Source organism: Neobacillus niacini NBRC 15566 (assembly GCF_001591505.1).
Classification (GTDB): domain Bacteria; phylum Bacillota; class Bacilli; order Bacillales; family Cytobacillaceae; genus Neobacillus; species Neobacillus niacini.
Genome location: NZ_BCVA01000003.1, coordinates 71,102 through 92,821, shown reverse-complemented (window position 1 = coordinate 92,821; position 21,720 = coordinate 71,102). Strand labels below are relative to the sequence as shown.

Annotated in this window: 23 protein-coding genes; 6 read left to right on the top strand and 17 right to left on the bottom strand. The window is 38.1% G+C overall.

Translation table 11 applies throughout. From position 1 onward, the window contains the following. Positions 1–80: 80 nt before the first annotated feature. A complete protein-coding gene (locus BANA01_RS03920) occupies positions 81–1,400 on the bottom strand; it encodes a GntP family permease (RefSeq protein ID WP_063251747.1) in 1,320 nt (439 codons plus the stop codon). A 296-nt stretch (positions 1,401–1,696) separates the two neighbouring features. Between BANA01_RS03920 and BANA01_RS03915 the strand changes: the two genes are divergently transcribed. Beyond that, positions 1,697–2,578 carry a LysR family transcriptional regulator gene (locus tag BANA01_RS03915; protein ID WP_063251746.1) on the top strand — a complete coding sequence of 294 codons (882 nt, stop codon included), beginning with the start codon at positions 1,697–1,699 and terminating at the stop codon, positions 2,576–2,578. Between the two features lie 57 nt (positions 2,579–2,635). Here BANA01_RS03915 and BANA01_RS03910 read toward each other — a convergent pair whose 3' ends face one another. From BANA01_RS03910 to BANA01_RS03900, 3 genes are all read right to left on the bottom strand, one after another. After that, positions 2,636–3,547 (bottom strand): nucleoside hydrolase, encoded by a 912-nt coding sequence (locus BANA01_RS03910; protein ID WP_063251745.1) that lies wholly within the window; start codon positions 3,545–3,547, stop codon positions 2,636–2,638. 15 nt (positions 3,548–3,562) lie between these two features. Next, entirely contained in the window at positions 3,563–4,468 is a 906-nt protein-coding gene (gene rbsK, locus BANA01_RS03905; RefSeq protein WP_063251744.1) for a ribokinase, read from the bottom strand. Positions 4,469–4,623: 155 nt separating this feature from the next. Beyond that, positions 4,624–6,657, bottom strand: a complete 2,034-nt coding sequence (locus tag BANA01_RS03900; RefSeq protein ID WP_082799376.1) for a YhgE/Pip domain-containing protein — start codon at positions 6,655–6,657, stop codon at positions 4,624–4,626. Positions 6,658–6,935: 278 nt separating this feature from the next. On the opposite strand from BANA01_RS03900, the gene BANA01_RS03895 reads away from it, so the two are divergent. From BANA01_RS03895 to BANA01_RS03885, 3 genes are read left to right on the top strand one after another with little or no spacing between them, the layout of a single operon-like run. Then, a complete protein-coding gene (locus BANA01_RS03895) occupies positions 6,936–7,934 on the top strand; it encodes an ABC transporter ATP-binding protein (protein WP_063251742.1) in 999 nt (332 codons plus the stop codon). Beyond that, positions 7,931–8,722 carry an ABC transporter permease gene (locus BANA01_RS03890; RefSeq protein WP_063251741.1) on the top strand — a complete coding sequence of 264 codons (792 nt, stop codon included), beginning with the start codon at positions 7,931–7,933 and terminating at the stop codon, positions 8,720–8,722. Before BANA01_RS03895 ends, BANA01_RS03890 begins: the two co-directional genes overlap by 4 nt. A 3-nt stretch (positions 8,723–8,725) precedes the next feature. Continuing rightward, complete coding sequence (locus BANA01_RS03885; RefSeq protein ID WP_063251740.1) at positions 8,726–9,511, top strand: ABC transporter permease; 786 nt, start codon at positions 8,726–8,728, stop codon at positions 9,509–9,511. 165 nt (positions 9,512–9,676) lie between these two features. On the opposite strand, the gene BANA01_RS03880 is transcribed toward BANA01_RS03885, so the two are convergent. The 6 genes from BANA01_RS03880 to BANA01_RS29815 form a co-directional block, all read right to left on the bottom strand. After that, the gene (locus tag BANA01_RS03880) at positions 9,677–10,942 is read right to left on the bottom strand and encodes a mechanosensitive ion channel family protein (protein ID WP_063251739.1); all 1,266 of its coding nucleotides are present in this window, start codon (positions 10,940–10,942) and stop codon (positions 9,677–9,679) included. 253 nt (positions 10,943–11,195) lie between these two features. Then, on the bottom strand, positions 11,196–11,996 hold the full coding sequence (locus tag BANA01_RS03875; protein ID WP_063251738.1) for a DUF817 domain-containing protein: 801 nt from the start codon (positions 11,994–11,996) through the stop codon (positions 11,196–11,198). A 37-nt stretch (positions 11,997–12,033) separates the two neighbouring features. Beyond that, positions 12,034–12,252, bottom strand: coding sequence for a helix-turn-helix domain-containing protein (locus tag BANA01_RS03870; RefSeq protein WP_063251737.1), 219 nt, complete (start codon positions 12,250–12,252; stop codon positions 12,034–12,036). Between the two features lie 10 nt (positions 12,253–12,262). Continuing rightward, positions 12,263–12,739 carry a DUF2975 domain-containing protein gene (locus BANA01_RS03865; RefSeq protein WP_063251736.1) on the bottom strand — a complete coding sequence of 159 codons (477 nt, stop codon included), beginning with the start codon at positions 12,737–12,739 and terminating at the stop codon, positions 12,263–12,265. A 181-nt stretch (positions 12,740–12,920) separates the two neighbouring features. After that, the gene (locus tag BANA01_RS03860; RefSeq protein ID WP_063251735.1) at positions 12,921–13,853 is read right to left on the bottom strand and encodes a VOC family protein; all 933 of its coding nucleotides are present in this window, start codon (positions 13,851–13,853) and stop codon (positions 12,921–12,923) included. A gap of 113 nt (positions 13,854–13,966) precedes the next feature. Continuing rightward, entirely contained in the window at positions 13,967–14,143 is a 177-nt protein-coding gene (locus tag BANA01_RS29815; RefSeq protein ID WP_169803645.1) for a hypothetical protein, read from the bottom strand. Positions 14,144–14,288: 145 nt separating this feature from the next. On the opposite strand from BANA01_RS29815, the gene BANA01_RS03855 reads away from it, so the two are divergent. Continuing rightward, positions 14,289–14,981, top strand: a complete 693-nt coding sequence (locus BANA01_RS03855) for a Dph6-related ATP pyrophosphatase (RefSeq protein WP_063251734.1) — start codon at positions 14,289–14,291, stop codon at positions 14,979–14,981. A gap of 353 nt (positions 14,982–15,334) precedes the next feature. On the opposite strand, the gene BANA01_RS03850 is transcribed toward BANA01_RS03855, so the two are convergent. The 4 genes from BANA01_RS03850 to BANA01_RS03835 form a co-directional block, all read right to left on the bottom strand. Further along, complete coding sequence (locus BANA01_RS03850; RefSeq protein ID WP_063251733.1) at positions 15,335–16,396, bottom strand: alpha/beta fold hydrolase; 1,062 nt, start codon at positions 16,394–16,396, stop codon at positions 15,335–15,337. A gap of 19 nt (positions 16,397–16,415) precedes the next feature. Then, positions 16,416–16,898, bottom strand: coding sequence for a hypothetical protein (locus BANA01_RS03845; protein WP_063251732.1), 483 nt, complete (start codon positions 16,896–16,898; stop codon positions 16,416–16,418). A gap of 173 nt (positions 16,899–17,071) precedes the next feature. Continuing rightward, entirely contained in the window at positions 17,072–17,980 is a 909-nt protein-coding gene (locus tag BANA01_RS03840; protein ID WP_063251731.1) for an alpha/beta hydrolase, read from the bottom strand. 135 nt (positions 17,981–18,115) lie between these two features. Continuing rightward, positions 18,116–18,340, bottom strand: a complete 225-nt coding sequence (locus tag BANA01_RS03835; protein WP_063251899.1) for a YdbC family protein — start codon at positions 18,338–18,340, stop codon at positions 18,116–18,118. A gap of 179 nt (positions 18,341–18,519) precedes the next feature. On the opposite strand from BANA01_RS03835, the gene BANA01_RS03830 reads away from it, so the two are divergent. Then, positions 18,520–18,843, top strand: coding sequence for a BC1872 family protein (locus BANA01_RS03830; RefSeq protein ID WP_063251730.1), 324 nt, complete (start codon positions 18,520–18,522; stop codon positions 18,841–18,843). A gap of 113 nt (positions 18,844–18,956) precedes the next feature. Here the strand turns inward: BANA01_RS03830 and BANA01_RS03825 are convergent, their stop codons facing one another. The 3 genes from BANA01_RS03825 to BANA01_RS03815 are packed head-to-tail and all read right to left on the bottom strand — an operon-like array spanning position 18,957 to position 21,555. Further along, positions 18,957–19,595, bottom strand: a complete 639-nt coding sequence (locus BANA01_RS03825; protein ID WP_063251729.1) for an NAD(P)-dependent oxidoreductase — start codon at positions 19,593–19,595, stop codon at positions 18,957–18,959. A 29-nt stretch (positions 19,596–19,624) separates the two neighbouring features. After that, complete coding sequence (locus tag BANA01_RS03820) at positions 19,625–20,686, bottom strand: LLM class flavin-dependent oxidoreductase (protein WP_063251728.1); 1,062 nt, start codon at positions 20,684–20,686, stop codon at positions 19,625–19,627. Positions 20,687–20,703: 17 nt separating this feature from the next. Next, entirely contained in the window at positions 20,704–21,555 is an 852-nt protein-coding gene (locus BANA01_RS03815; RefSeq protein ID WP_063251727.1) for a VOC family protein, read from the bottom strand. Positions 21,556–21,720: the final 165 nt, after the last annotated feature.

Here is a 21,720-nt window from a genome sequence, read left to right as displayed (position 1 = left end):
ATCTATCACATAAAAAACTTTAGAATAAAGTTCTTAATGTTCCGTCATTTAAATTATGAAACCTTGCTGCAGTTAAATAGTTAAGCTAAACCTAGGAGAGCCATCATAACGATTACGGTCATTGCGATCCAGTGGGTAACACTAATACTGATAAAACCATTTTTGAAGGTGTCTTTCATCGTTAATCCCGTTAAATTGTTAAATATAATCAAGAATCCAGAGTAAGGCACAATGGATAGAGCTCCAGATCCGATGGCGACTGCGCGGTGAACCGTTTCCGGATCTAGTCCCATTTCTAAATAGATAGGGGCAAAATTCGCAACAGAAATCCCGATTGCTCCAACAGCTGAAGCCGTAATTCCTCCTATCAGACCTGTGCCAATCATTAATGAAAGTATTGGAGGTCCAGGAATCGATTGAATCAATTGAAATACACCCTTGAATGCAGGAACACTTGTTGCAATGCTACCAAATGCAATGGTACTACCAGTTGTGATTGTTGATGATAACGATTCAGTAGCACCTTGATTTAAAATCTCTTTTTGCTGAGCAATTTGTTTACGGAATAATATCGCACTCAATAGAATCGCTACAATTAAAGCGACACTAATGATGTTACTCACAGAACTAAATAGTAAGATTATGCCTAATAACACGAGGATAGGCAGTAAACTGATAATGAATGATGGGAGTTCGCGTTTAATTATCTCATCGCTACTTTCAACCTTCTCATCTGCATTAAATGTCTCGTTTTTCCGCAAGCTTTTGGACAACGAGAATTTCATAAAAACTAGTAGGAAGACAATTGCTGCTATGCTAGTTAAGATTCCGATTAGCGGCGCAGCAGTTAATGTTGTTCCCAAAGCTGTTGAAGGCACAATATTGTGCAAGGAAGGTGCCCCAGGCAACATCGTCATCGTGAACGTTGAAGTCCCGCCAAACACAGGAATGGTAACTAATTTCCATGAAATATTAAGTTGTCTGAAGATCGGTTTAGCCATTGGTATTAAGGCGAATATGATGACGAATACATTAATGCCACCGTAGGTAAGAATTGCAGATATAATAAATAATGCCACCAATGCGTTGTAGGGGTTCTTGGTTCCTACAACAGACAGGACTTTATTTGCAATTGAGACTGTTGCCCCACTTTTGTCCATGTATTTCGCTAGTAATGAACCTAATAAGAAGATAGCGAAATTTGAAGCAACAAACCCGGCAAGCGCTGTCATATAAGAATTTTCTTTACCAAATACGGTTTCAAGTATTGGTACACCATTAAACAGCAGCACGACAATCGTCGCTATAGGTGCAGCAATGATGATATTGAACTTTTTAATAATAAAGAGAATGATAGTTAGTATGCCTAACAATATCCCCAACAAACCTAATAGATCCATTTCAAACTTTTCCCCTTTAAATTAATAAAATAATTCGTATCGGAACCCTTTGAATTCAAATTAAACCAGAATAGGAAATATATATTTAATTAATAATTCTTGAATTCAAAATAAGTAACAATAACTATTTCACTTCCTGTCCCTTTTGAACCGGTCTCTTTATCCTATTTCACTCCTAGCATTTATATTTTTGTTCACATTTTCGACACACTTAGTATACATCTTAAGTTTATATGAGTAAAATGAATAATAGGAATGATAAACATGCAAATTTTTCATGAATAGAGACTACAATTGTGGACATACGTCACCTTACATACTTTATAGAAGTAGCCAGATACAAAAGTTTTACCAAAGCTTCTGAATCCCTTCACCTATCACAGTCTACCCTAAGTAAAGTAGTCAAAAGTCTAGAAGAAGAATTAAATGTAGGACTGATTGACCGCTCTGCAAAGAAAATAAAATTAACGGAAGCAGGAGAAATTGTATTAGCAGAAGGCGAAGTGATTATGGAATCACTAAATGATTTGTCAATCCACCTATATGATTTAATGAACTTAAAAAAGGGGAAAATAAAAATCGGTATACCGCCAATTATTGGTTTTTTATATTTTCCAAAAATCATTAAAGGGTTTAATAACCTCTATCCCGATATCAAAATAAATATCTTTGAAGATCATTCAAATAAGGTGAAACAGGATGTGAGAGACGGAATATTGGATTTTGGTGTGGTAATGCTGCCGGTGGATGAAAAGGAGTTTGATGTGATTCTCTTTGTTAATGAAGAACTGTCGCTTTTCGTCCATACTACCCATCCATTAGCACAGAGGGAAAAAGTTGATTTAAGTGAGTTAAAAAATGAAAACTTTATTTTATTTAACCAAGAACTTATTTATAACCTCATTATTCAAGAATGCCTACGAGCTGGATTTCGTCCGAAAATTGCCTATGAAATTTCTGAGTGGGGTTTTATTAGTGAAATGATTGGCGAAAACATAGGCGTTTCCATTTGTCCAACACCAATTGCAAAAAAAGTGAATACAGACTTAATCAAGGTAATTTCCATCAAAAATCCAAGCATTCCTTGGAGTTTAGGATTTATATCAAAGAAAAGAAAACATGCGTCACCTGCAGTTCGTGAATTTATTAAGTATATTTCAGCTGAATTACCTTTTTAAACATAAACCACCTGTATTTCATAAATGGGTATATGAAATACAGGTGGTTTTCTTATACTAAAAAAGCCGACTTAGAAAATGGTTCAAAAACCTGTCTGCTTCTACTTGCCTACAGACTTGTATTTTTGGTTCACCTTCAGCGAGAGCTACTGTTCGCCCGGTCTCTTCCCCTTCTAAGACAACCTTAACATTCCATTTTTCCTTTTTAACAAAACTAGGGTCTATAACAACTCCGACCGCAAGAGGATCGTGCAGCGCACAGCCGCCAATACCCGGGTGGAATGTTTCATATGCTTGCATATAAAAACTGGTCATATCCGCAAAAAAATGGGACTCCTCCCTATCCCTGGCACGCCAATCAGCTAAAATGGCATTTGGTAATAGTGTCTGCATCGTAACATCAAGACCTACAACCGTTACAGATAACCCTGATGAAAATACACACTCAGCTGCTTCAGGGTCGGCAAATACATTCGCTTCACTAAACGGGGTGGTATTACCACCGGTAAAAACCGCTCCACCCATGATCACTACCTCTTTTACAAGAGAAACTATTCCAGGTTCCTTTTTAACCGCAAGTGCTATATTCGTTAGTGGTCCTACCGCAATGATTGTCATCTCGTGAGGACGCTGTTTTACTTGGTTAATGATATAAGCTACTGCACCCTCAGACTCTGCTTCCATGAGAGGAGCTTTTTTTACCGTGTTACCTAGTCCATCCTCGCCATGAACATGTGTCGGAAATTTTTTAGCAGGCCGGTTTAGTGGTTTATCTGCTCCTGAATAGACAGGTACCTTTTTTCCTAGCTGTTCTAAGACCAATAATGTATTACGAGTGGTATTTTCAATTGGTCCATTTCCAAAGCATGTTGTTAGACCGATGATCTCTAGCTCCGGAGAATTTAATGCATAGGCAATCGCCAACGCATCATCAATGCCTGTATCCACATCCAATATAACTGGCTTCATTAAAACTCACTCCATTTAAAATGATTTATGTATGTGTAAGAATTCTTCCACTTGTTTTTTGGTTGGCATTCCCGTTTGTGCCCCTAGTTTTGTAACGGAGATGGCACCAGCAATATTGGCAAATCGACATGCCTGTTCTAATTCAAGCCCGTCACATAGAGCAGTTGCCAAAGCACCATTAAATGTATCCCCTGCACCTGTTGTATCAACTGCCTCAACACGGATGCTTGGAATTTCTATTTCTTCGCCATTTTTAAAAATCATAACGCCTTTGGACCCTTTGGTTACAATACATTTTTCCTTTAATTTTTCTAACACTTCATCTGTCCCATCTACGGAAGTAAATAACAATGCCTGCTCATGTTCATTTGGTGTCAGATAATCCACCATATTTAGTAATTCGATTGGAAGTTTTTGAATTGGTGCTGGATTTAATATCGTTCGAACTCCATATTTTTTTGCAAGCTCTACTGCTCTGATAACACTTTTAAGGGGAATCTCTAATTGTAATAAGAGAATATTGCTATCCTTGATTTTATCTTCATGTTTATCGATTACTTCTGGAGTTATATGGTGATTTGCTCCGGGTACAACAATAATGCTGTTGTCTCCATTCGATACGATTATAGTAGCAATTCCAGTTGAGGTATCCTCCACTTTCATGATACTTTTTGTGTTAATTCCTTGGTTTATTAGATTTCCCACTAATAAATGACCAAAAGAATCGTTCCCCACAGCTCCAATCATCGTTACATCAGCTCCAAGCCGAACTGCGGCCACAGCTTGGTTAGCACCCTTCCCCCCCGGTATGGTATGAAAGGAATCTCCTAACAGTGTTTCTCCCACCTTAGGTATTTGATTGGTATTTGTCACTAAATCCATGTTAATACTTCCAATTACCGTTATTTTCTTTCCGGCCATATCCCCACCATCCTTATCATTACTCGAAACACACATTACGATCTAAACTTACCTAAACAGGATTAATTTTCTTGAAATGCTTTTTTATTTATAGTACTAATCACCTTAAAACTTCTGCCTTTAGTTGTAAAGATGATAGATACAAATTCATCTCCTTATGAAACTATTTTGCTTGATTTTGCCCTTTCTGCTGTACGGTGAATCCACGTTCCCAACGGCCGTTTTAAAGCTAGGGCCAAAATGAAGCTCATGCCGATAAAAATGAGCAGAAAAAGAGTGTCTTTTATCACGATTGCCTTAATCATTCCACCTACCGATTCACGCAATATGCTCACCGCATATGTGAATGGCATGTAAGGGTGCAAGGTTTGAAAAAAGGCAGGTATCAAACTTACCGGAAAGGTTGCCCCTGAACTGGAAATCTGCAGTACCAATAAAATAATGGAAAGTCCCTTACCTATATTGCCAAACACCGAACAAAGAGTATAAATAATAATAGTGAAAACAATGCTGATATAAATACAAAATAGTACAAACCATAGTTTGTCCGCGACATATGCATGAATGATATACAAATCTCCTATTGATACAATGACCGCTTGGAGAATGCTAATGGTCAAAAAAGTTAATAGTCTTCCGAAATAGATTTGGTAGTGCTTGTATTGACTTTCCACGTCCTCTACATCGACTCGTAGTGAAGACACCAAGAGTGTACCGCCTACCCAAAGTGCCAACATGGTATAAAAGGGTGTCATTGCAGAACCGTAATTTGGGATTGGAAAAATCCGCTCTGTTTTTAACAGAATTGGTTTTGATAAGAAACTGCTTTCCTTTTTCGGATCATGCTTCAAGTATGCAATCAAATCATAAATATTAACACTGCTCTTAAACTGTCTAAGTCGATCTGCCGCATTTCTTACTTTTTCTTCAAATCCCGGTAAATCATTTCTAGCAAAATCAGCTGCCTCATGAATTGCTTGTTCTGCTGCTGGAAGCTTGGTACGCATTAGACCTGCAGCTTGACGAATATCGGACTCCACTTTAGGCAGGTCGTTCCGTACAAAATCAGCCGCTTTATGGATTTTTTGTTCGACCGTGGGCAGTACATCTGTCGCAAAATCTGCGGCTGTATTAATCCCACTAGTAACCTGATCTACCTTTTGCTGTAAATCCGTCTGGGTATTTTGGATGATTCCGTGAATGTTTATTAATTCATTGTATAATGAAGTTACCTGTTCTGAATTTGTTGTTGTACCTGATTGATTCGCCTCATTGACGCTATCCATTGCTTGTTTAATTTGTGTCTCTATTTGGGTGATATTGGTCACAACGTCATTGATGATGGCAGTCGTTCTAGAAATATCGTTGAGCCATTTCTGCATAGCTAACACTTGTTCCCCCGCCTCCTTTACTAGCGGCAAGCTTGCCTCCACTTTTAGAATACTAGCCCCCACCTGTTCAAGTTCAGGAATCCTCTGTTCCAAGGCAATTATTTGTTGACCTTTTTTATGAATTTCAGGTAATTTCCCTTCCAATTCAATGGCTTTACGCCCCATTTCTTCAATTTGCGGGAGTGCCTTTTCAAGCTCGAAAATTTGGTTTTCTACAGAAAAAATCGACGGTAAATCCTTTTCAAGCTCCACTCCTGCTTTATAAAATGCCGTGAAAATCGCGTCTCCGACTGTTTTGATAAAAGCTTCACTAATTTGGGCGGTTACACCTGTTGCACCCGTGGCAGCAATTTTAGGAGCAACGGCATTAATTTTTTCATTTACACCAAAAACGATTTGTGGCTTTTCAGGATTCTCTTCTAAAATACTTGTAATTTTATTAGAAAATTCTTTTGGGATAATAAGATAGGCGTAATAGTCTCCATGTTTTACGCCACGTATAGCTTCTTTCTGGTCGACAAACACCCAGCCAAGCTTTTTATTCTTTTTTAGAGCTTGTATTGTTTCTTCTCCAATATTAATCTTCTTCCCAGTTAAACTAACTACAGCGCCTTCATCTTCATTGGCAACGGCAACGATGATGCCTGAAGTATTCCCATACGGATCCCACATCGACTTGATGTTAAACCAAGCATACGCGGAAGGCAGCAGCATAAGTCCAACCACCAATAATGCTACTGTTGGAACACTGAAGATATTTCTCCAATCAGTCCTATATATACTCCATATTTTCCTCATTTATAAAAACACACCCATTTCACAACATCCTATTTCTATTGTTGTAAATAACGGCGTTTTTATCCTAAAACCTTAGTCGTACGAATAACTTAATTTGGGGATTACGTTTAACATTGTTCTTAATGCTAATCGTTGTATTTGTTGTGAATAATAATTAGAACATGAAGGAAAGTGCACCTTACTTGCATGAAAAACTAGCAGAGGTTATTATTTAAGATTGGTACGACCGTTTTCAATATCATGTTTTTCTTTTTAAACTCCTGGGAGGCGGCAACAAAATGAATGTCATTGAGGTTCAAAATTTACGAAAAGAATTTAATTCTTATACAAGCAGACCAGGTTTAGCTGGAGCTTTTCGCGATTTATTTACGAGAAATTATAAAGTTCATGCAGCAGTTGATAATATTTCCTTAACGGTAAAACAAGGAGAAATGGTTGGATATATCGGAGAGAATGGTGCTGGTAAATCAACGACTATTAAAATGTTAACCGGCATTTTAACGCCTACATCCGGTTCGATTATGGTAAATGGGATGAATCCCCATAAGCAGCGGGAAGAATTTGTGAGAACGATTGGTGTAGTTTTCGGTCAACGGTCACAGCTATGGTGGGATATTGCCGTTCAAGAGTCTTTCCGGTTATTAAAGAAAGTGTATAGGGTTTCAGATGAGGATTATAACCGTCATATGGGTCATGTGATTGAGACATTAGAAATCGGTCCTTTACTAGATAAACCGGTACGAAAATTATCACTTGGTCAACGGATGCGCTGTGAATTAGCCGCCGCACTTGTCCACAATCCTCCACTTCTTTTTTTAGATGAGCCAACGATTGGACTAGATGTTTTAGTGAAACTAAAAATCCGTAAGTTCCTGCAGGAAATTAACGAGCAATATAAAACCACGATTCTCTTGACGACACATGACTTAACCGATATTGAAGCACTTTGTGAACGTGTAGTGTTACTAGATGAAGGAAAAATTATTTATGACGGCAAGCTAAATCAACTTCAAGAACATGCGGTGGAAGGGAAACAAATTGAATTTGAATTTTTATCTGAAGTCCCTCGCAGTTCCTTGCCTCGTGTTGAAAATATTCAATGGGAACAAAAGGATGCCACCACCTGGCTTGGGTATATCAATGGAGATGAACAAATGGTCTCTCGATTGATCAGTGATGTCGTCCAAAGAAACCCGATTAAAAATGTTCGAATAAACGAGGTTTCTACCGAAGAGATCGTCCGAAAGATTTATGAAGAAGGTATGGCCTTAACATGAGTATGTATTTAGAAATGATCCGGGTTCGCTTTTTAATGATGCTCGCCTACCGGACAAACTATTATAGCGGCATTTTAATTTATAGTATCAATATTGGAGCTTACTATTTTTTATGGTCTGCGATTTATGGAGGAAAAGAAGAGATTCAAGGGTTGTCCGTTGCTCAAATGACTACCTATGTGGCAGTAGCGTGGATGGCACGAGCGTTTTATTATAATAATATTGATCGTGAGATTGCTGCAGAAATCAAGGACGGAAAAGTCGCGATTGAAATGATACGACCGTATAATTACTTAGGGATGAAAACCATGCAGGCACTAGGGGAAGGCGTCTTTCGTTTACTGTTTTTCTCCGTCCCAGGGATGATTATTGTAGCCTTGATTTTTCCTGTTCGCTTTGATGCTAATTTTACCACGTGGATATTTTTCTTTATCTCACTGATTTTTAGTTTTATCGTCAATACGTATATCAACTTATTAACAGGTATTATGACGTTCTTTTTATTTAATAATTCTGGTTTGATTCGAGCAAAACGTGTGGTCATTGATTTGTTTTCAGGTTTACTTCTCCCGATCTCTTTTTATCCGGACTGGGCTCAGAACTTGATGTCCTATCTGCCTTTTCAAGCAATCAGCTATGTTCCTAGTATGATTTTTACAGAAGGCTTTACGGGTGAGGAGATTTATCATGCTTTGCTCTCACAAGCAGTCTGGGTTGTCATTTTACTGATTCCTATTCGTTTATTATGGTCGCAGGCAAAAAAACATTTAATCGTACAAGGAGGCTGACCAATGTTTTATCTTTCATTGTTCTTTCAATACGCCTCTCAATATTTAAAAACAAGGCTTACTTATCGTGCTGATACAGTAATTGAAATTCTATCTGATCTATTGTTTCAAGCTGTTAATTTAATTTTCATTTTAGTCGTATTTCGCCATACAGCTTTTTTAGGCGGCTGGAATCGAGATGAAATCATCTTTATTTATGGATTTTTTCTAGTTCCTTATGCAATCTTTTCATCCTTTTTTAACATTTGGGACTTTAATGACCGTTATATAATCAAAGGGGAAATGGACCGTATTCTGACACGCCCTGTCCACAGTCTTTTCCAAATTATACTGGAAAGAATTGAGCTGGAATCATTATTCGGTGCTGTTACAGGCTTATTGGTAATGGGTTATTCGATTGTGAACCTAGGCTTAACCTTTACTTGGTACGATGTTTTGCTCTTTATTGTCATGGTGTTTGGCGGTGCCTTTATTTATGCGGGGATCTTTATTTCAATTGCAAGTATTGGATTCTGGTCAGACAGCCGTACCGATATAATGCCGATGATGTATAATATCAGCAATTACGGCCGCTATCCCGTTAACATTTACAACAAGGTAATTCAGTTTGTGTTAACCTGGATTTTACCTTTTGCCTTTGTCGGTGTGTATCCAGCATCCTATTTTTTAAATCGTGAAGAATGGTATGGCTACGCCTTTTTTACACCCGTCATGGGAATCCTTTTCTTCGGTATTGCGATTCTTCTGTGGAATGCGGGAGTCAAGAAATATCGAGGAGCGGGGAATTAAATCTACCAATCCTGTTCATGATTTAAGCTACGAAAATTAAGTTACTGTGTAACGTCTCATGGTAAATAAAAGAGAATAATTTCCTGTACAATGTGCCAGGCACCTACCAAAAAGTCGGAAGATACCTGGCACTCTTCCATTTGTGGAAAGCATTGTTTTGAGTAGTTATCTATTACTCCTCTCTCTCATTCCCTCCAAATTGTCTTCCAACATGTTTCTAAAGTCATTCCCAGATGGATTCTGGAATAAATGAAGTCCAAATTCAAATGCTACTGCAAAAAGATGATCAAAAATATCGGATTGTATGGTTTCATACACATCCCAGCGAATATCATTGGTAAAAGCATAAACTTCAAGAGGTAGCCCATTTTCAGTTGGCGCCAGTTGTCTTACGAGTAAAGTCTTTTCTTTACTAATTCCCAGGTGATGTTGAAGATATTGAATAATATACGCTCTGAAAACTCCGATATTGGTCAGAGCACGGCCATTGACTGGATTATTCCGGTTAATTTCATTCTTAGCATTGTGTTCAGCAATTTCACGTTCCTTAGAAGTTATGTACTCATTAAGAAATTGGATTGTTTTGAACTTCTCTATCATTTCTTCGGTGCAAAACTTGATACTGTTGGTGTCGATAAATAAAGAACGCTTAATTCGGCGTCCCCCAGAAGCTTGCATCCCTCTCCAATTTTTAAAAGAGTCTGAAATAAGAGCGTAGCTTGGAATCGTCGTAATCGTTTTATCAAAGTTTTGAACTTTTACCGTATTCAAAGAAATATCAATGATATCTCCATCCGCCTCATATTTAGGCATTTCAATCCAATCACCCACTCGCACCATATCATTGGCCGCTAACTGAATACCAGCTACAAGTCCTAGAAGTGAATCTCTAAACACGATTAGAAGAACAGCTGATAAAGCACCAATCCCGCTGAGAAGAATAAAAGGACTCTCTCCCAGCCAATGTGCGATAATGACAATTCCCCCGAGAATGAAAATGATCATTTGAACTACCTGAATATACCCCTTGATTGGCTTAATCTTGGAGATTTCAAAGGTTAAATAAATATCATTAGAAGCTTTTAAAAAACTATTCGTGACCATTAACGTAACCACGATAAGATAGGTCATTGCACCTTTTTCTATCAACAGTTGAAAGTCAGGGAAGGTTGGAGAAAAGTAATAAATAATAATGGCCGGAACAATATGTGATAATCTATGAAACACCTTCCTTTCTAACAGCATATCATCCCACTCGAATTTGTTATGAGTAATAAAGTGAGTAATGACTCTCATTACTACCTTTTTTGTGAGAAAATTTGCAGCTATACAGAGGAACACAATAAAAAGAATCATAAGAATAACCGAAAGATAATCAGTTTGAACTGGGTCCATATTGTATTCAAGCAGTCGGGTACGAATATGCCTCATACCTTGCCTCCCTTTCAAATCATCGTTTCGTAGTCAATACCACCACTAGCGCATTCTACATTTATATTCCCTATTGGTCGACGTAATCATGTATTACAATGGAAATCTTCTACCTAAAAAGGTCGGAACCTTACTAATTCTAAGGATCCGACCTTTTTTAGAAGGCTATTTTCGCATTAAATGTTGTTTTCGGTAAGATTTAACCTTGGGCACTTCAAAAGACTGCTAGATTAGGAAAAGGCAGCCTTCACATTCACAAGAGCTGTCTGAATGCACCCCTATCTATTTTGGTGGAATTACTTCCCTTAACCAGCTTTAGCGTGGCTACGATAAGGAAACTTACAATCACTAATAACAGCCATGAACTCACCTTTCCTAGATGAACAAGACTCCAAGCCTCTGTTTGGTTTGGATATTCCCAAGCGCCAAAGAACGTGGCAATATTTTCAGCTATCCAGATAAAGAATCCGATGAGTACGAAAGCAAGTGCGAGTGGCATACGGTAACGAGTTCCACCAACCCCATAAGTAACCCATGATTGCCAAAAAACAATTATGACAAAAGCTGTTAAATACCAACGAACATCAATCCAAAAATGATGGGTGAAAAAATTCAAATAAATTGCAGCACAAAGAGGTACAACGACCAAGAACGGCGGCCACTTAACGAGTTCTACTTTCATCCTCCGCCACGCCTGACATAGATAACTTGCGACACTGGCATACATGAATCCGCTGTACAAAGGAACTCCAAATATTTTGAAATATCCTTCCTCTGGATACGACCAGGAGCCCATGTGTGTCTTGAAAAGTTCAAGAGCGAGTCCAATTAAATGGAACAATGTTATCACCTTTAATTCATCAAGAGTCTCAAGCCCTGAACGCACCATCCACCACTGCATGAGAAGGCAGATGATGAGCAGCCAATCATACCGCGGCAGCAAGGGAAGCGGCAAAATTTTAGTTAAAGCCAAAGAGGCAAAAATAACAACAGGAAACAAACAAGATAGGGCCTGCTCCCAACCAAAACGAACGAGTTGTTTTAGTGCTTTCACAATTTGCGCCTCCAAAATTATATATGAAAAATTAGTCTTATGGAGTGTCCTCATCACTTCTATATTCCAAGATATCTCCCGGTTGACAATCTAACGCCTTACAAATTGCCTCTAAAGTTGCAAATCGGACCGCTTTTGCCTTTCCATTTTTCAATATAGAAAGGTTCGCCATCGTGATTCCAACTCTTTCAGAAAGCTCCGTTACGCTCATTTTCCTTTTAGCTAGCATCACATCAATATTGATTATAATTGCCATCGTTATCACCTCAGACCGTTAAGTCATTTTCAGATTTTATATCAATCGCTTCTTTTAAAAGTCTTTGAAGAACAGCAGCAAAGACGGCAATTACCATTGAAGCAAAGACAGGAACCATTCCGATTATGATAAGACCAGGGGCGTCATCGAGCTCTGCTACGACATAAACAAATGGTAATAGGATCACATATAAAACACTGATTGTGATTGCACAGATTTTGATATTCTTAAGAGCTTTAACAGACAAATCAGAGAAAGCTTGGTTTTTGTCAATATAGCTTAAAAGTTTGAAAGCCTGAACCAATGCTCCGAAAAACGGTATCACCGATAAATACATACCAATTACGATTGGATATAGTATATGGTCATAATCTGGATTTACTGGATTTTTAGGTAACCACGTTAACCCGAATATACCTAAAGCAAGAACTGGTGTTCCAATAAGAAATACAGCCATTCTTAAAAATAATGTTGACCCTATTTTCATAAAAAGCACCTCACTAATTTATTTTCTATTTGATAGTATCACGATATTTATCGTTTTACAATAAATAATTATCTTTTTTTATGTTATTATTATTGTTAATACCCATAAAAAAAGCATTCCTCATGACAAGGAAATGCTCTTTAACTGTAACTATTCAATTTATAACCTGTCTTCCAATTCTTTATAAGCTTTCCTTCTCATTATCCTCATATGCTTTCTGTAATTCGGCAAGATCAAATTTCTTCATTTTAAGAAATGCTTTTGTTAGACGCCCCTTTTGCTCTGGTGTGCCCTTGCTCATCATCTCATCCATCTTACTTGGTACAATCTGCCAGGATACGCCAAATTGATCTTTCAGCCAACCACATTGCTCTGCTTCTGGAACAGCAGAGAGCCTTTCCCAGTAGTAATCAATCTCTTCTTGTGTGTTGCAGTAGACCATAAATGAGATTGCCTCGTTAAAATTAAATTTATGCTTGTGCGCGCTGTCCATTGCGGCAAACCATTGATTTTCTATTCTAAAATCAGCGAACATGATGGTTCCTTCTTTATCCGGTTCCATGCCATTAGGGTAACGGACGATATGTCCAGGCTTTGCGTTTTTAAATACTGATAAATAAAAATTAATCGCCTCTTCTGTTTTGCCGCATTGATCTCCCACGAACAAAAGTGACGGCACGATGGTAGGTCGCTCCTCACCTTCTGGATTGGTAAGCATTAATTGCCACGATAAACCAAATTTATCCTGAATCCAACCAAACTTCTCACTAAACGGATACTTATCAAGTGGCATTAACGGAGTTCCGCCATCGGATAATTTGTTCCATACCTCATTAAGTTTTTCACTTGCGTCATTTTCTCGGGATGGGTCAAAATTAACGATAAAGGACACAGATGGATTGATTTTGAAATATGGGCCTGCGCTGATTGCCATGAACTTTTGTCCCCAAAGCTCAAACGTGACGATATCGGAATCGCCTGATGGTGTGTCATGGATGGTTGTTACGTTCTTAATTTTTGAATCCGGAAATATGGAAGCATAGAATTCGGCTGCTTCTTTTGCCCCCTTGTCATACCATAAATGCGGAACAATTATCTGTTTAATATTTGACATGATTTATTTCTCCTTTATTTCCCACTAATATTTAGTCAATATGAGTATGACCAATTTTCGGGTATTTGTAATCATTTCACCCATATGTTCCCCTTGTTGTATTCCTTTACTTTCTAAAAAATAGCAGGAGATTCTATCCTTATGGAAATTACCTCTCCGCAACTCAAGCAAAAGGTATAAATTTTATTGGAGCCCATTGAAAACTTCTTGTCCACTGGTTTTACGGACATAAAATCTGTCCCTTCTGCAAATTCAACACCATTACACTTAGGGCATTTATTTACTTCCATTGAATCATCTCCTTTTATTTTTCCTAATAACCTAAACGTATAAGGTGATAAATAGTTTCATTTTCATTAATTTTATAGTTTAATATTGAACAATCCTGATAAAATGATATAAGTTTGTAAAAAGCAATAAAGGGGATAGATGCGAATGACAGAAGTAAAGGATTGGAAAAATGGTGCCTGCGGGCATAAATTTATAGCTTCTTTTAGTGGAGGGAAGGATAGTGTCTTAGCTCTCTATAAAGCTATGAAAGTTGGAGAAGCAGTTGGTCTCATAGTCATGCTGGAAGAAGAAGGGAAACGTTCCAGATCCCATGGAATGCCTCCGGAGCTCATTGAAGCCCAGGCGAAATCGATAGGTTTACCGGTATATACAGCAGCTGCAAGTTGGACAGATTATGAAACTGTATTTATGAGCCTTCTATCAAAAGCTAAAATTCAAGGAGCAGAAGTGTTAGTAACTGGAGACTTGGATATTCCAGAACATGGCTGTTGGCATGAAAAAGTTGCGAACAATGCTGGTTTGAAGCTTGGAATGCCTTTATGGGGAATGAATCATCGCGAAGCTGTCGAAGAATTTATTAATCTAGGATTTACTACTGTGATTGTAACGGTGAATTTATCAATGGGAATGCGCGAAGCAGACCTAGGGAGAACATTTACACATGAATTTGTGAAGGAACTAGAAGCACGTGGTATTGACCCATGTGGAGAAGGCGGAGAATTTCATACCACAGTACTAGATGGACCCCTTTTTAAACATCCTATTCCCGTTCGAAAAGGAGATATTATTCGAAACGGAGAATATGCCTTTTTGCCTTTGGAGCTTAGTGAGATTTAGCTTTTTCTATTTGTTACCGTCTAGCTCCTTTTCAAACTAAGAAGGGAACGATTAATCTCTATTCATTACAACAAACGCTCTCTTCTAGCTTTAGTCGGCACGATTTGACTGTATTCGTTACTATTAAACTCTTCTTTCAGCCTGAGCGGGCACGATTCGTACTTTATCGTTACCGCTAACCTCGTTTTTCCAGGTTAACGGGCACAATTACACCTTTTTGAAAAAACCACTTAAAAACGGCAAAGGATTAGGCTGAGTTCTCAACAAACCTATGCACATCGTAGGTAGCGTGTCCGAAAAAATTCAAAAACCTTAGTCCGCATACGAAGGGCTAAGGCTTTTCCAATTAGCGGTTATATTAATCTAGTAGAACGAGCCGACAGCCATGGATCAATCGCATAAGCAAACTGGCCGGTTAAGCATAGAGATACATGCCCTGCCTCAATATGCTGATAAGTTTTATCTTCACTTGAAATAAGCTCCATGATAGGAAGGCTTTGTGATTCTAAGACTAGTTCATCCCTTGTAGAGGTGATCACCAATGTACTGCATTTAATATTGGTTAAATCCACCTTCTTACCGCCAATCTTCATTTCACCTTTTACTAGTTTGTTATCTTTGTATAATTCATCCATCATTTGCTTAAATGCTGCACCCGAAAATGTAACGGCATCCTTCATCCATTTGTCCATATTCCGCCACTTATCAACATACTTTTGATCGTTAGCACGGGTAACCAGATTTACAGTTGGTCCAATGTTAAATCCTTGAAGCGCCATAAAGATGGCATATAGAAACTCTGATGGAATAACTTCGTACGCATCTGCAAAACGATCAAAATTCAGTGTGCCGTTTTGAAGAGCTTCCACCCATTTATTTGGAACGATTGCATTGCTGTAGTCAATGGGGACTGCTGCCAGAACAAGATTTTTAATGGGCAAATTGGTTAGTGATGTTAGCATTGCCGAAAGCATGCCACCAATACAATAACCCACCATAGATATTTCTTTTGCATCTGAATGTCTTAAGGCCCTTTTTACAGCAACTTCCAAATAGTCTAGAAGGTAGTTATCTAATGTGAGATCCTTGTTCTCCAATCCAGGTGAGCCCCAATCTAGCAAATAAACATCGTAACCCTGTTTTGTAAGATTGCCAACCACACTTCCTTCTTCAGAGATATCAAGAATATACGCTTTATTTAAGAGAGAATAAACTAAGAAAAGGGGCGTGGTATACTTCTTCTCTGGAGCAGCGTGATACCACAAAACCGCTTTACCTTTTTTCCATACAGCTCTTCTAGGTGTAGATTCAATATCAGGCTTTGGTTCGCTCAAAACTTTATAAATATTATTCCACCGCCTTTTCTCACTCTCTAGATCAAAAACAGGGATATTTACTAGTGATTTAACCGCCATCATGTTTTCTCCTTCACCTTTATTTGGCTGCTAGAACTGGCTCTTTCTTTTCTTTCTCCAAAAGCTTCTTCATTTGCTCAAATTCACTTTTCACTTGTGTTAATGCAGCAAGCTCCTGTGACGCTTTTTGCCATTCCATATGAATATGCTTCGTAAAATCTAGTATTTCTCCAAGCACCTTATTCTGCTCTTGTGTAGCTAAAGTAAATTGATCTTGTAAATTCCAGATTTGCTCTTCGAGAATATCTATCTTTTCTTCTGCCTGCATCGTTTGTTTGACCGCATTGGCTACATCATTTTTTGTTGGCAAATTCATATAATTAGCCATCAGTTCTCGATTTCTTTTTAGCAACTCTATGTATCTAGAGTTCGCCTCAATTCCTATCTTCGTTACTTGTATTAAGGGGTTGTTATTTATAGATTGAAATAATAATCCATTTAATCCCTTTTCCAACATTATACTTATTTGCCTAAAAGAATCGTAAGGATTCGTTTCTGACATGTTCCGTCACCTCTTTATTAAATATTTGTGTACTACAACTCTTTCCTTTGTAAAAAGTATTTCTCCTTTCAATGAATGAATACTCATTCACTACTATTTACCTGTATTTTACATCCATAAATAGTTCCTTACAATAGGAGAAATTGAAGATTCTGAAAACAAATTATAGAATTTTATCGACGTACGCTAAATGTCTTCTTGACAAAGTCACCGATTTCTTTTATAGCCTTTTTTGCTTCAGGTAATCCGGCACTGATTTGCCATACATGCCACATACCTTCCCAGACTTTAAAATGAACCTTCACTCCTGCCTGATCTGCCTTATCCGCCAGCATTTGTGCATCACTTAACAAAATTTCAATACTCCCCGCCTGAATAAACAGTGGTGGAAATCCACTAAGGTCTGCAAATACGGGAGAAATAAAGTGATTGTCAAGGGACTCATCACCCGCATATGCTTGAGCCGTTTTTCGAACAAGATCACACCTCAAATACGGATCTTTCTCGTTGTTTTTCCTATAGCTAGTACCCGAACTCGTTAAGTCAACCCAGGGGGATAAACATACAAGCGCAGCCGGAAGTGGTTCATATTGATCTCTAAGCACATGAGTGGCTGCCACCGATAATCCTCCTCCTGCTGAATCTCCGGCAAAGATGATATTCGATGAGTCATAGCCCTGCTTAAGCAGCCATCGATAGATAGTAAGAATATCTTCAATCGCTGCAGGAAATGGATGTTCGGGTGCAAGTCGATATTCTGGAAGAAGGACTTTAACACTTGAGTCAATCATGACTCTTGCAGCTAACGTCCGATGGGTATCCGCTGAACAATAAAGATACCCTCCTCCGTGTAAGTAAAGAATTACTTTATCATCCACACTTTGCTTGTTGGAAATCCACTCTGCGTATATTCCTTCGATTTCAATTTGTTCAACCTTACAGCCGTTTGGAAGCTTGGAGAATTTCCGAGCAAACAAATCAATTACCTGCCTGCTTTCAGCTACTTCTTTTTCTTCCAACTTCAGTTTTTTTGCGCCTGCCTTAATACCTTTTTTTATAAAATAACTACTTATACTAGGCAAAACAATCCTCTCCCATGTGTTTTTAAATCACAACCATAGTGTTCTTACCCTAATTTTACCAAAAAAACATTTAAGGGTATTTGTCAATTTGGGCATTTTTATGAAAAAGCAATATTAAATATATTTCACTAATTCCTAATTCAAGTCCATTTCACTTAACAATTTCTTTAAGTGAATTAACTCTTCTTTAGATAGAGTAATCCCTTTCCCCATTTTCTCATGGTTTTGGTCCCAGTCACGCAAATCATATTTTGCCTCGCGATCATTCCAACTGATTAAATTCAGTTCCTTATTCCATCCCTTTGCACCCTCTGAAATAATTCCTATCGTTTCTTTTATTTCATATTTCAAGTTTGCCATGATTACACTCCCTTTACGTTGTATACAATATTTTTCCCTTTTTACAACATAGAAACATTGAATCCTGAAAAAATATCTAGATTTTTTTAAAAAAATGGTGGTCATTTTCGCTTCCTGTGTTATATAATAACTATAAATAATAAAACTGTTATATAACATTCAGAAAAGGGGTAATCAAAATGACCAAAACAGATTCAATTGCACGGAGAATTCTAGGTTGGAAGTTAAATCGATGGGACCGTTGGTTTGATTATGAAAAGGGTGTTTTCATTCATGATTCGGAATTTCAACCTGAACATAACCTTGAACATGCGATGCTAATTGTTAAAAGGCTGGAGGAATTCGGCTTTACTTTTTCAACTGCCGGAGAATCTGAAGTTAGCTTTAATAACATTCGCGCGAAAGGTGAAACATTAGCACAAGCCATTACCAATGCAGCCTATTCCATCATTGAACAACACTCCGTCGCCAACACCACTAGAATCTGGAGCACCCTGTGCTAATACATTATTTGTAATGCTCCCCCCCTTTTAAAAAAACAATCTACTACAGCCTGAGGTAAATAAATAGCAAAAAGAGTCCTAAGACACTTGATAGTCTCAGGACTCTTTTTAATTTATTCTTTCTCACCGACCACTGTAAATCTTTCATTAAGGTGCTTTGGATTTTCAACTTCATCTATTACTGCAATGGCAAAATCCGCATAGCTGATATAACTTTCTCCTTTTGAATTAACAAGAAGGTGATCTTTCCCTGAATTGTAAGATCCTGTTCTTTTTCCTTCTGCGTCAAATACTGCCGAAGGACTAACAAATGTCCATGTTAAGTCGGTTACATCCTGTAATTCTTCCAAGTTCCTTCCTTGACCGTTTGCTGTTGGTTTAACAAAATCCGGAAATTCAGGAGTGTCAATCAATCTTACTGTTTTATTCTCGTCAACAAAAAGACTTCCAGCCCCTCCGACAACCACTAATCTTGTTTTTGTTCCTTTTAACGCCTCAATTAACGCATGACCTGCATCTACATGAGCTTGTTCCTCTCCAAGCGGTGCTCCAAAGGCATTTACAACCACATCAAACGCTGTTAAATCATCAGCTGTTAAATCGAATACATCTTTCTCAATGACTGCTGTATTTTTATACTGAAGTTTAGAGGAATTTCTTACAATCGCGGTTACGTTATGCCCTCTGCTCACTGCTTCTTTCAATATCAGACTTCCTGCTTTTCCACTTGCTCCAACAATTCCTATTTTCATTGTGACTTCCTCCAATTAATTGTTTATCTTTATCTACTCGTTGCCTTTTTAATCGCTGGGGCAACCTCAGTTGCTAGCAGTTCGATGTTTTTGGCTACTTTATGATAAGGTAACCCGCCTATATCCACTTGTGCTAGAAAACGTTTATGACCAAAAAGCTCATGCTGACGAAGAACCTTCTCCACAATTTGCTGAGGACTTCCTACGAACAATGCGGTATTAGGACTTGCCATATGCTCGAAGTCTGCCCTTGACATCCTTGATCCCATTCCTCTTTGGCGATTCACATAGGACCAATAATTTGAATAATAAGGATAGAACTCGTTTTTAGCTCGCTCAGTGGTTTCAGCGATAAAAGTATGCCCTGTTACTCCCACCTTTAAATGATTTAATGAATGACCTGCTTCCATTCCCGCCTTCCGGTAAAGATCTACCAGCGGTTTGAAACGCACTGGATCTCCCCCTAAAATTGCAAGTGCCATGCCAACCCCAAATTTACCGGCACGGACAGCACTCTCAGGCGTCCCGCCAACACCAATCCAAATCGGTATTTCCTCTTGTATAGGTCGAGGTGAGATTTCTGCATTTTTTAATGGAGACCGAAAATTACCTGACCAAGTGACTCTTTCATTTTTATTTAACTGCAAGAGTAATTCCATATGTTCAGTAAAAAGCTCATCATAATCGTTTGTACTATATCCAAATAGCGGGAATGATTCGATAAATGCTCCACGGCCCGCCAAGATTTCTGCCCGGCCACCTGAAAGCAAATCCAGTGTGGCAAAATCCTCGAATAAGCGCACTGGGTCAAGCGTACTTAACACGCTGGTAGTACTGGTTAGTTTAATCTGATTGGTTGCTTGTGCAATAGCAGCTAAAATAACTGCAGGTGATGAGGAGGCATAATCCAAACGATGATGTTCTCCTATTCCAAAGACATCGAGACCCGCTTCATCCGCAAGTTTTGCTGCTTGAATGATTTCATTCATTCGTTGTTTTGGTGTTATCGTTTTGTTTGTCAAAGGATCCGGACCGATATCAGCAAGCGTATAAATTCCTATTTCAATGCCGTTATGTTTACTAGTAAACATTTGGATTCCTCCTTAACTTAAACTGCTAGCTCGACTTTGTTTCCAGAAGGGTCATACGTGACAAAAGAACCATTTACTTCCCTCACATTCGCACCAATTTTTTTTAAATTAGATACGGTTTTGTTCCGTGCTTCTTCATTCGGTAAAATGAGCGTAAAGGATTCTAAACCTACACTGTTTACAGAAGGAGTTGGTGCCCCTAGCCCGTTCCATGTATTAACGCCAATATGATGATGGTACTTTCCAGCTGAAAGGAATAGTGCCTGCACACCATACCGATTGACCACATCAAATCCAAGTCCTTTTACGTAAAATTCTTCTGTTTTCTTTAATTCCGAAACATGTAAATGAATATGACCCATTACGGTTCCTACTGGCATACTCTGCCACATTTCCCCTGGTTTAACAGTAGTCAATAGATTTTCAAAATCTAGTGGATCCACCGTCATGGCCACTTCTTCGCCTTTCCAGCTCCACTTTGAAGGCTCCCGATCGATATAAATTTCAATACCGTTTCCATCTGGATCATTTAAATACAATGCCTCACTTACAAGGTGATCGGAAGATCCAAATTTTATCCCCTTGTTCACCAAGTGAATAACAATATTGGCTAAATCTTTTCTTTCTGGTAAAAGGATGGCGAAATGATATAAACCTGTTGTTCTCCCCATTTTTGGAATGACATTGTCAGGTTGTTCAAGTGATAAAATGCTTGTTTTTCCATCACTTGTTAGTTTTACTGTTGAATTGGTTTTTTCTAAAATATCAAAACCAAGAACGTCTTGATAAAATTTTATTGAACGCTGTAAATTTTCTACCTTAATTCTGACATGCCCTACAAATGTAGTTGGTTTCGTATGAAATCTCATAAAAACCCTCCTATAGTTATTTTTCTTATGATAATTTGTTATCTACAAACAAAAAAATGTTAGTTACTTTATGTAAGTAAGTATATTAATGTTATTAAATATTGTCAAGTAACCTAGTTTCCTTTTGTAAAGGAATGATAATTTATGCTATACTAAAATTAAGAG

Coding starts and splice junctions, on each gene's coding strand:
- BANA01_RS03920 (WP_063251747.1), bottom strand. CDS start 1,400: ATGGATCTATTAGGTTTGTTGGGGATATTGTTAGGCATACTAACTATC.
- BANA01_RS03910 (WP_063251745.1), bottom strand. CDS start 3,547: ATGAAGCCAGTTATATTGGATGTGGATACAGGCATTGATGATGCGTTG.
- rbsK (WP_063251744.1), bottom strand. CDS start 4,468: ATGGCCGGAAAGAAAATAACGGTAATTGGAAGTATTAACATGGATTTA.
- BANA01_RS03900 (WP_082799376.1), bottom strand. CDS start 6,657: ATGAGGAAAATATGGAGTATATATAGGACTGATTGGAGAAATATCTTC.
- BANA01_RS03895 (WP_063251742.1), top strand. CDS start 6,936: ATGAATGTCATTGAGGTTCAAAATTTACGAAAAGAATTTAATTCTTAT.
- BANA01_RS03890 (WP_063251741.1), top strand. CDS start 7,931: ATGAGTATGTATTTAGAAATGATCCGGGTTCGCTTTTTAATGATGCTC.
- BANA01_RS03885 (WP_063251740.1), top strand. CDS start 8,726: ATGTTTTATCTTTCATTGTTCTTTCAATACGCCTCTCAATATTTAAAA.
- BANA01_RS03880 (WP_063251739.1), bottom strand. CDS start 10,942: ATGAGGCATATTCGTACCCGACTGCTTGAATACAATATGGACCCAGTT.
- BANA01_RS03870 (WP_063251737.1), bottom strand. CDS start 12,252: ATGGCAATTATAATCAATATTGATGTGATGCTAGCTAAAAGGAAAATG.
- BANA01_RS03865 (WP_063251736.1), bottom strand. CDS start 12,739: ATGAAAATAGGGTCAACATTATTTTTAAGAATGGCTGTATTTCTTATT.
- BANA01_RS03860 (WP_063251735.1), bottom strand. CDS start 13,853: ATGTCAAATATTAAACAGATAATTGTTCCGCATTTATGGTATGACAAG.
- BANA01_RS29815 (WP_169803645.1), bottom strand. CDS start 14,143: ATGGAAGTAAATAAATGCCCTAAGTGTAATGGTGTTGAATTTGCAGAA.
- BANA01_RS03855 (WP_063251734.1), top strand. CDS start 14,289: ATGACAGAAGTAAAGGATTGGAAAAATGGTGCCTGCGGGCATAAATTT.
- BANA01_RS03850 (WP_063251733.1), bottom strand. CDS start 16,396: ATGGCGGTTAAATCACTAGTAAATATCCCTGTTTTTGATCTAGAGAGT.
- BANA01_RS03845 (WP_063251732.1), bottom strand. CDS start 16,898: ATGTCAGAAACGAATCCTTACGATTCTTTTAGGCAAATAAGTATAATG.
- BANA01_RS03835 (WP_063251899.1), bottom strand. CDS start 18,340: ATGGCAAACTTGAAATATGAAATAAAAGAAACGATAGGAATTATTTCA.
- BANA01_RS03830 (WP_063251730.1), top strand. CDS start 18,520: ATGACCAAAACAGATTCAATTGCACGGAGAATTCTAGGTTGGAAGTTA.
- BANA01_RS03825 (WP_063251729.1), bottom strand. CDS start 19,595: ATGAAAATAGGAATTGTTGGAGCAAGTGGAAAAGCAGGAAGTCTGATA.
- BANA01_RS03820 (WP_063251728.1), bottom strand. CDS start 20,686: ATGTTTACTAGTAAACATAACGGCATTGAAATAGGAATTTATACGCTT.
- BANA01_RS03815 (WP_063251727.1), bottom strand. CDS start 21,555: ATGAGATTTCATACGAAACCAACTACATTTGTAGGGCATGTCAGAATT.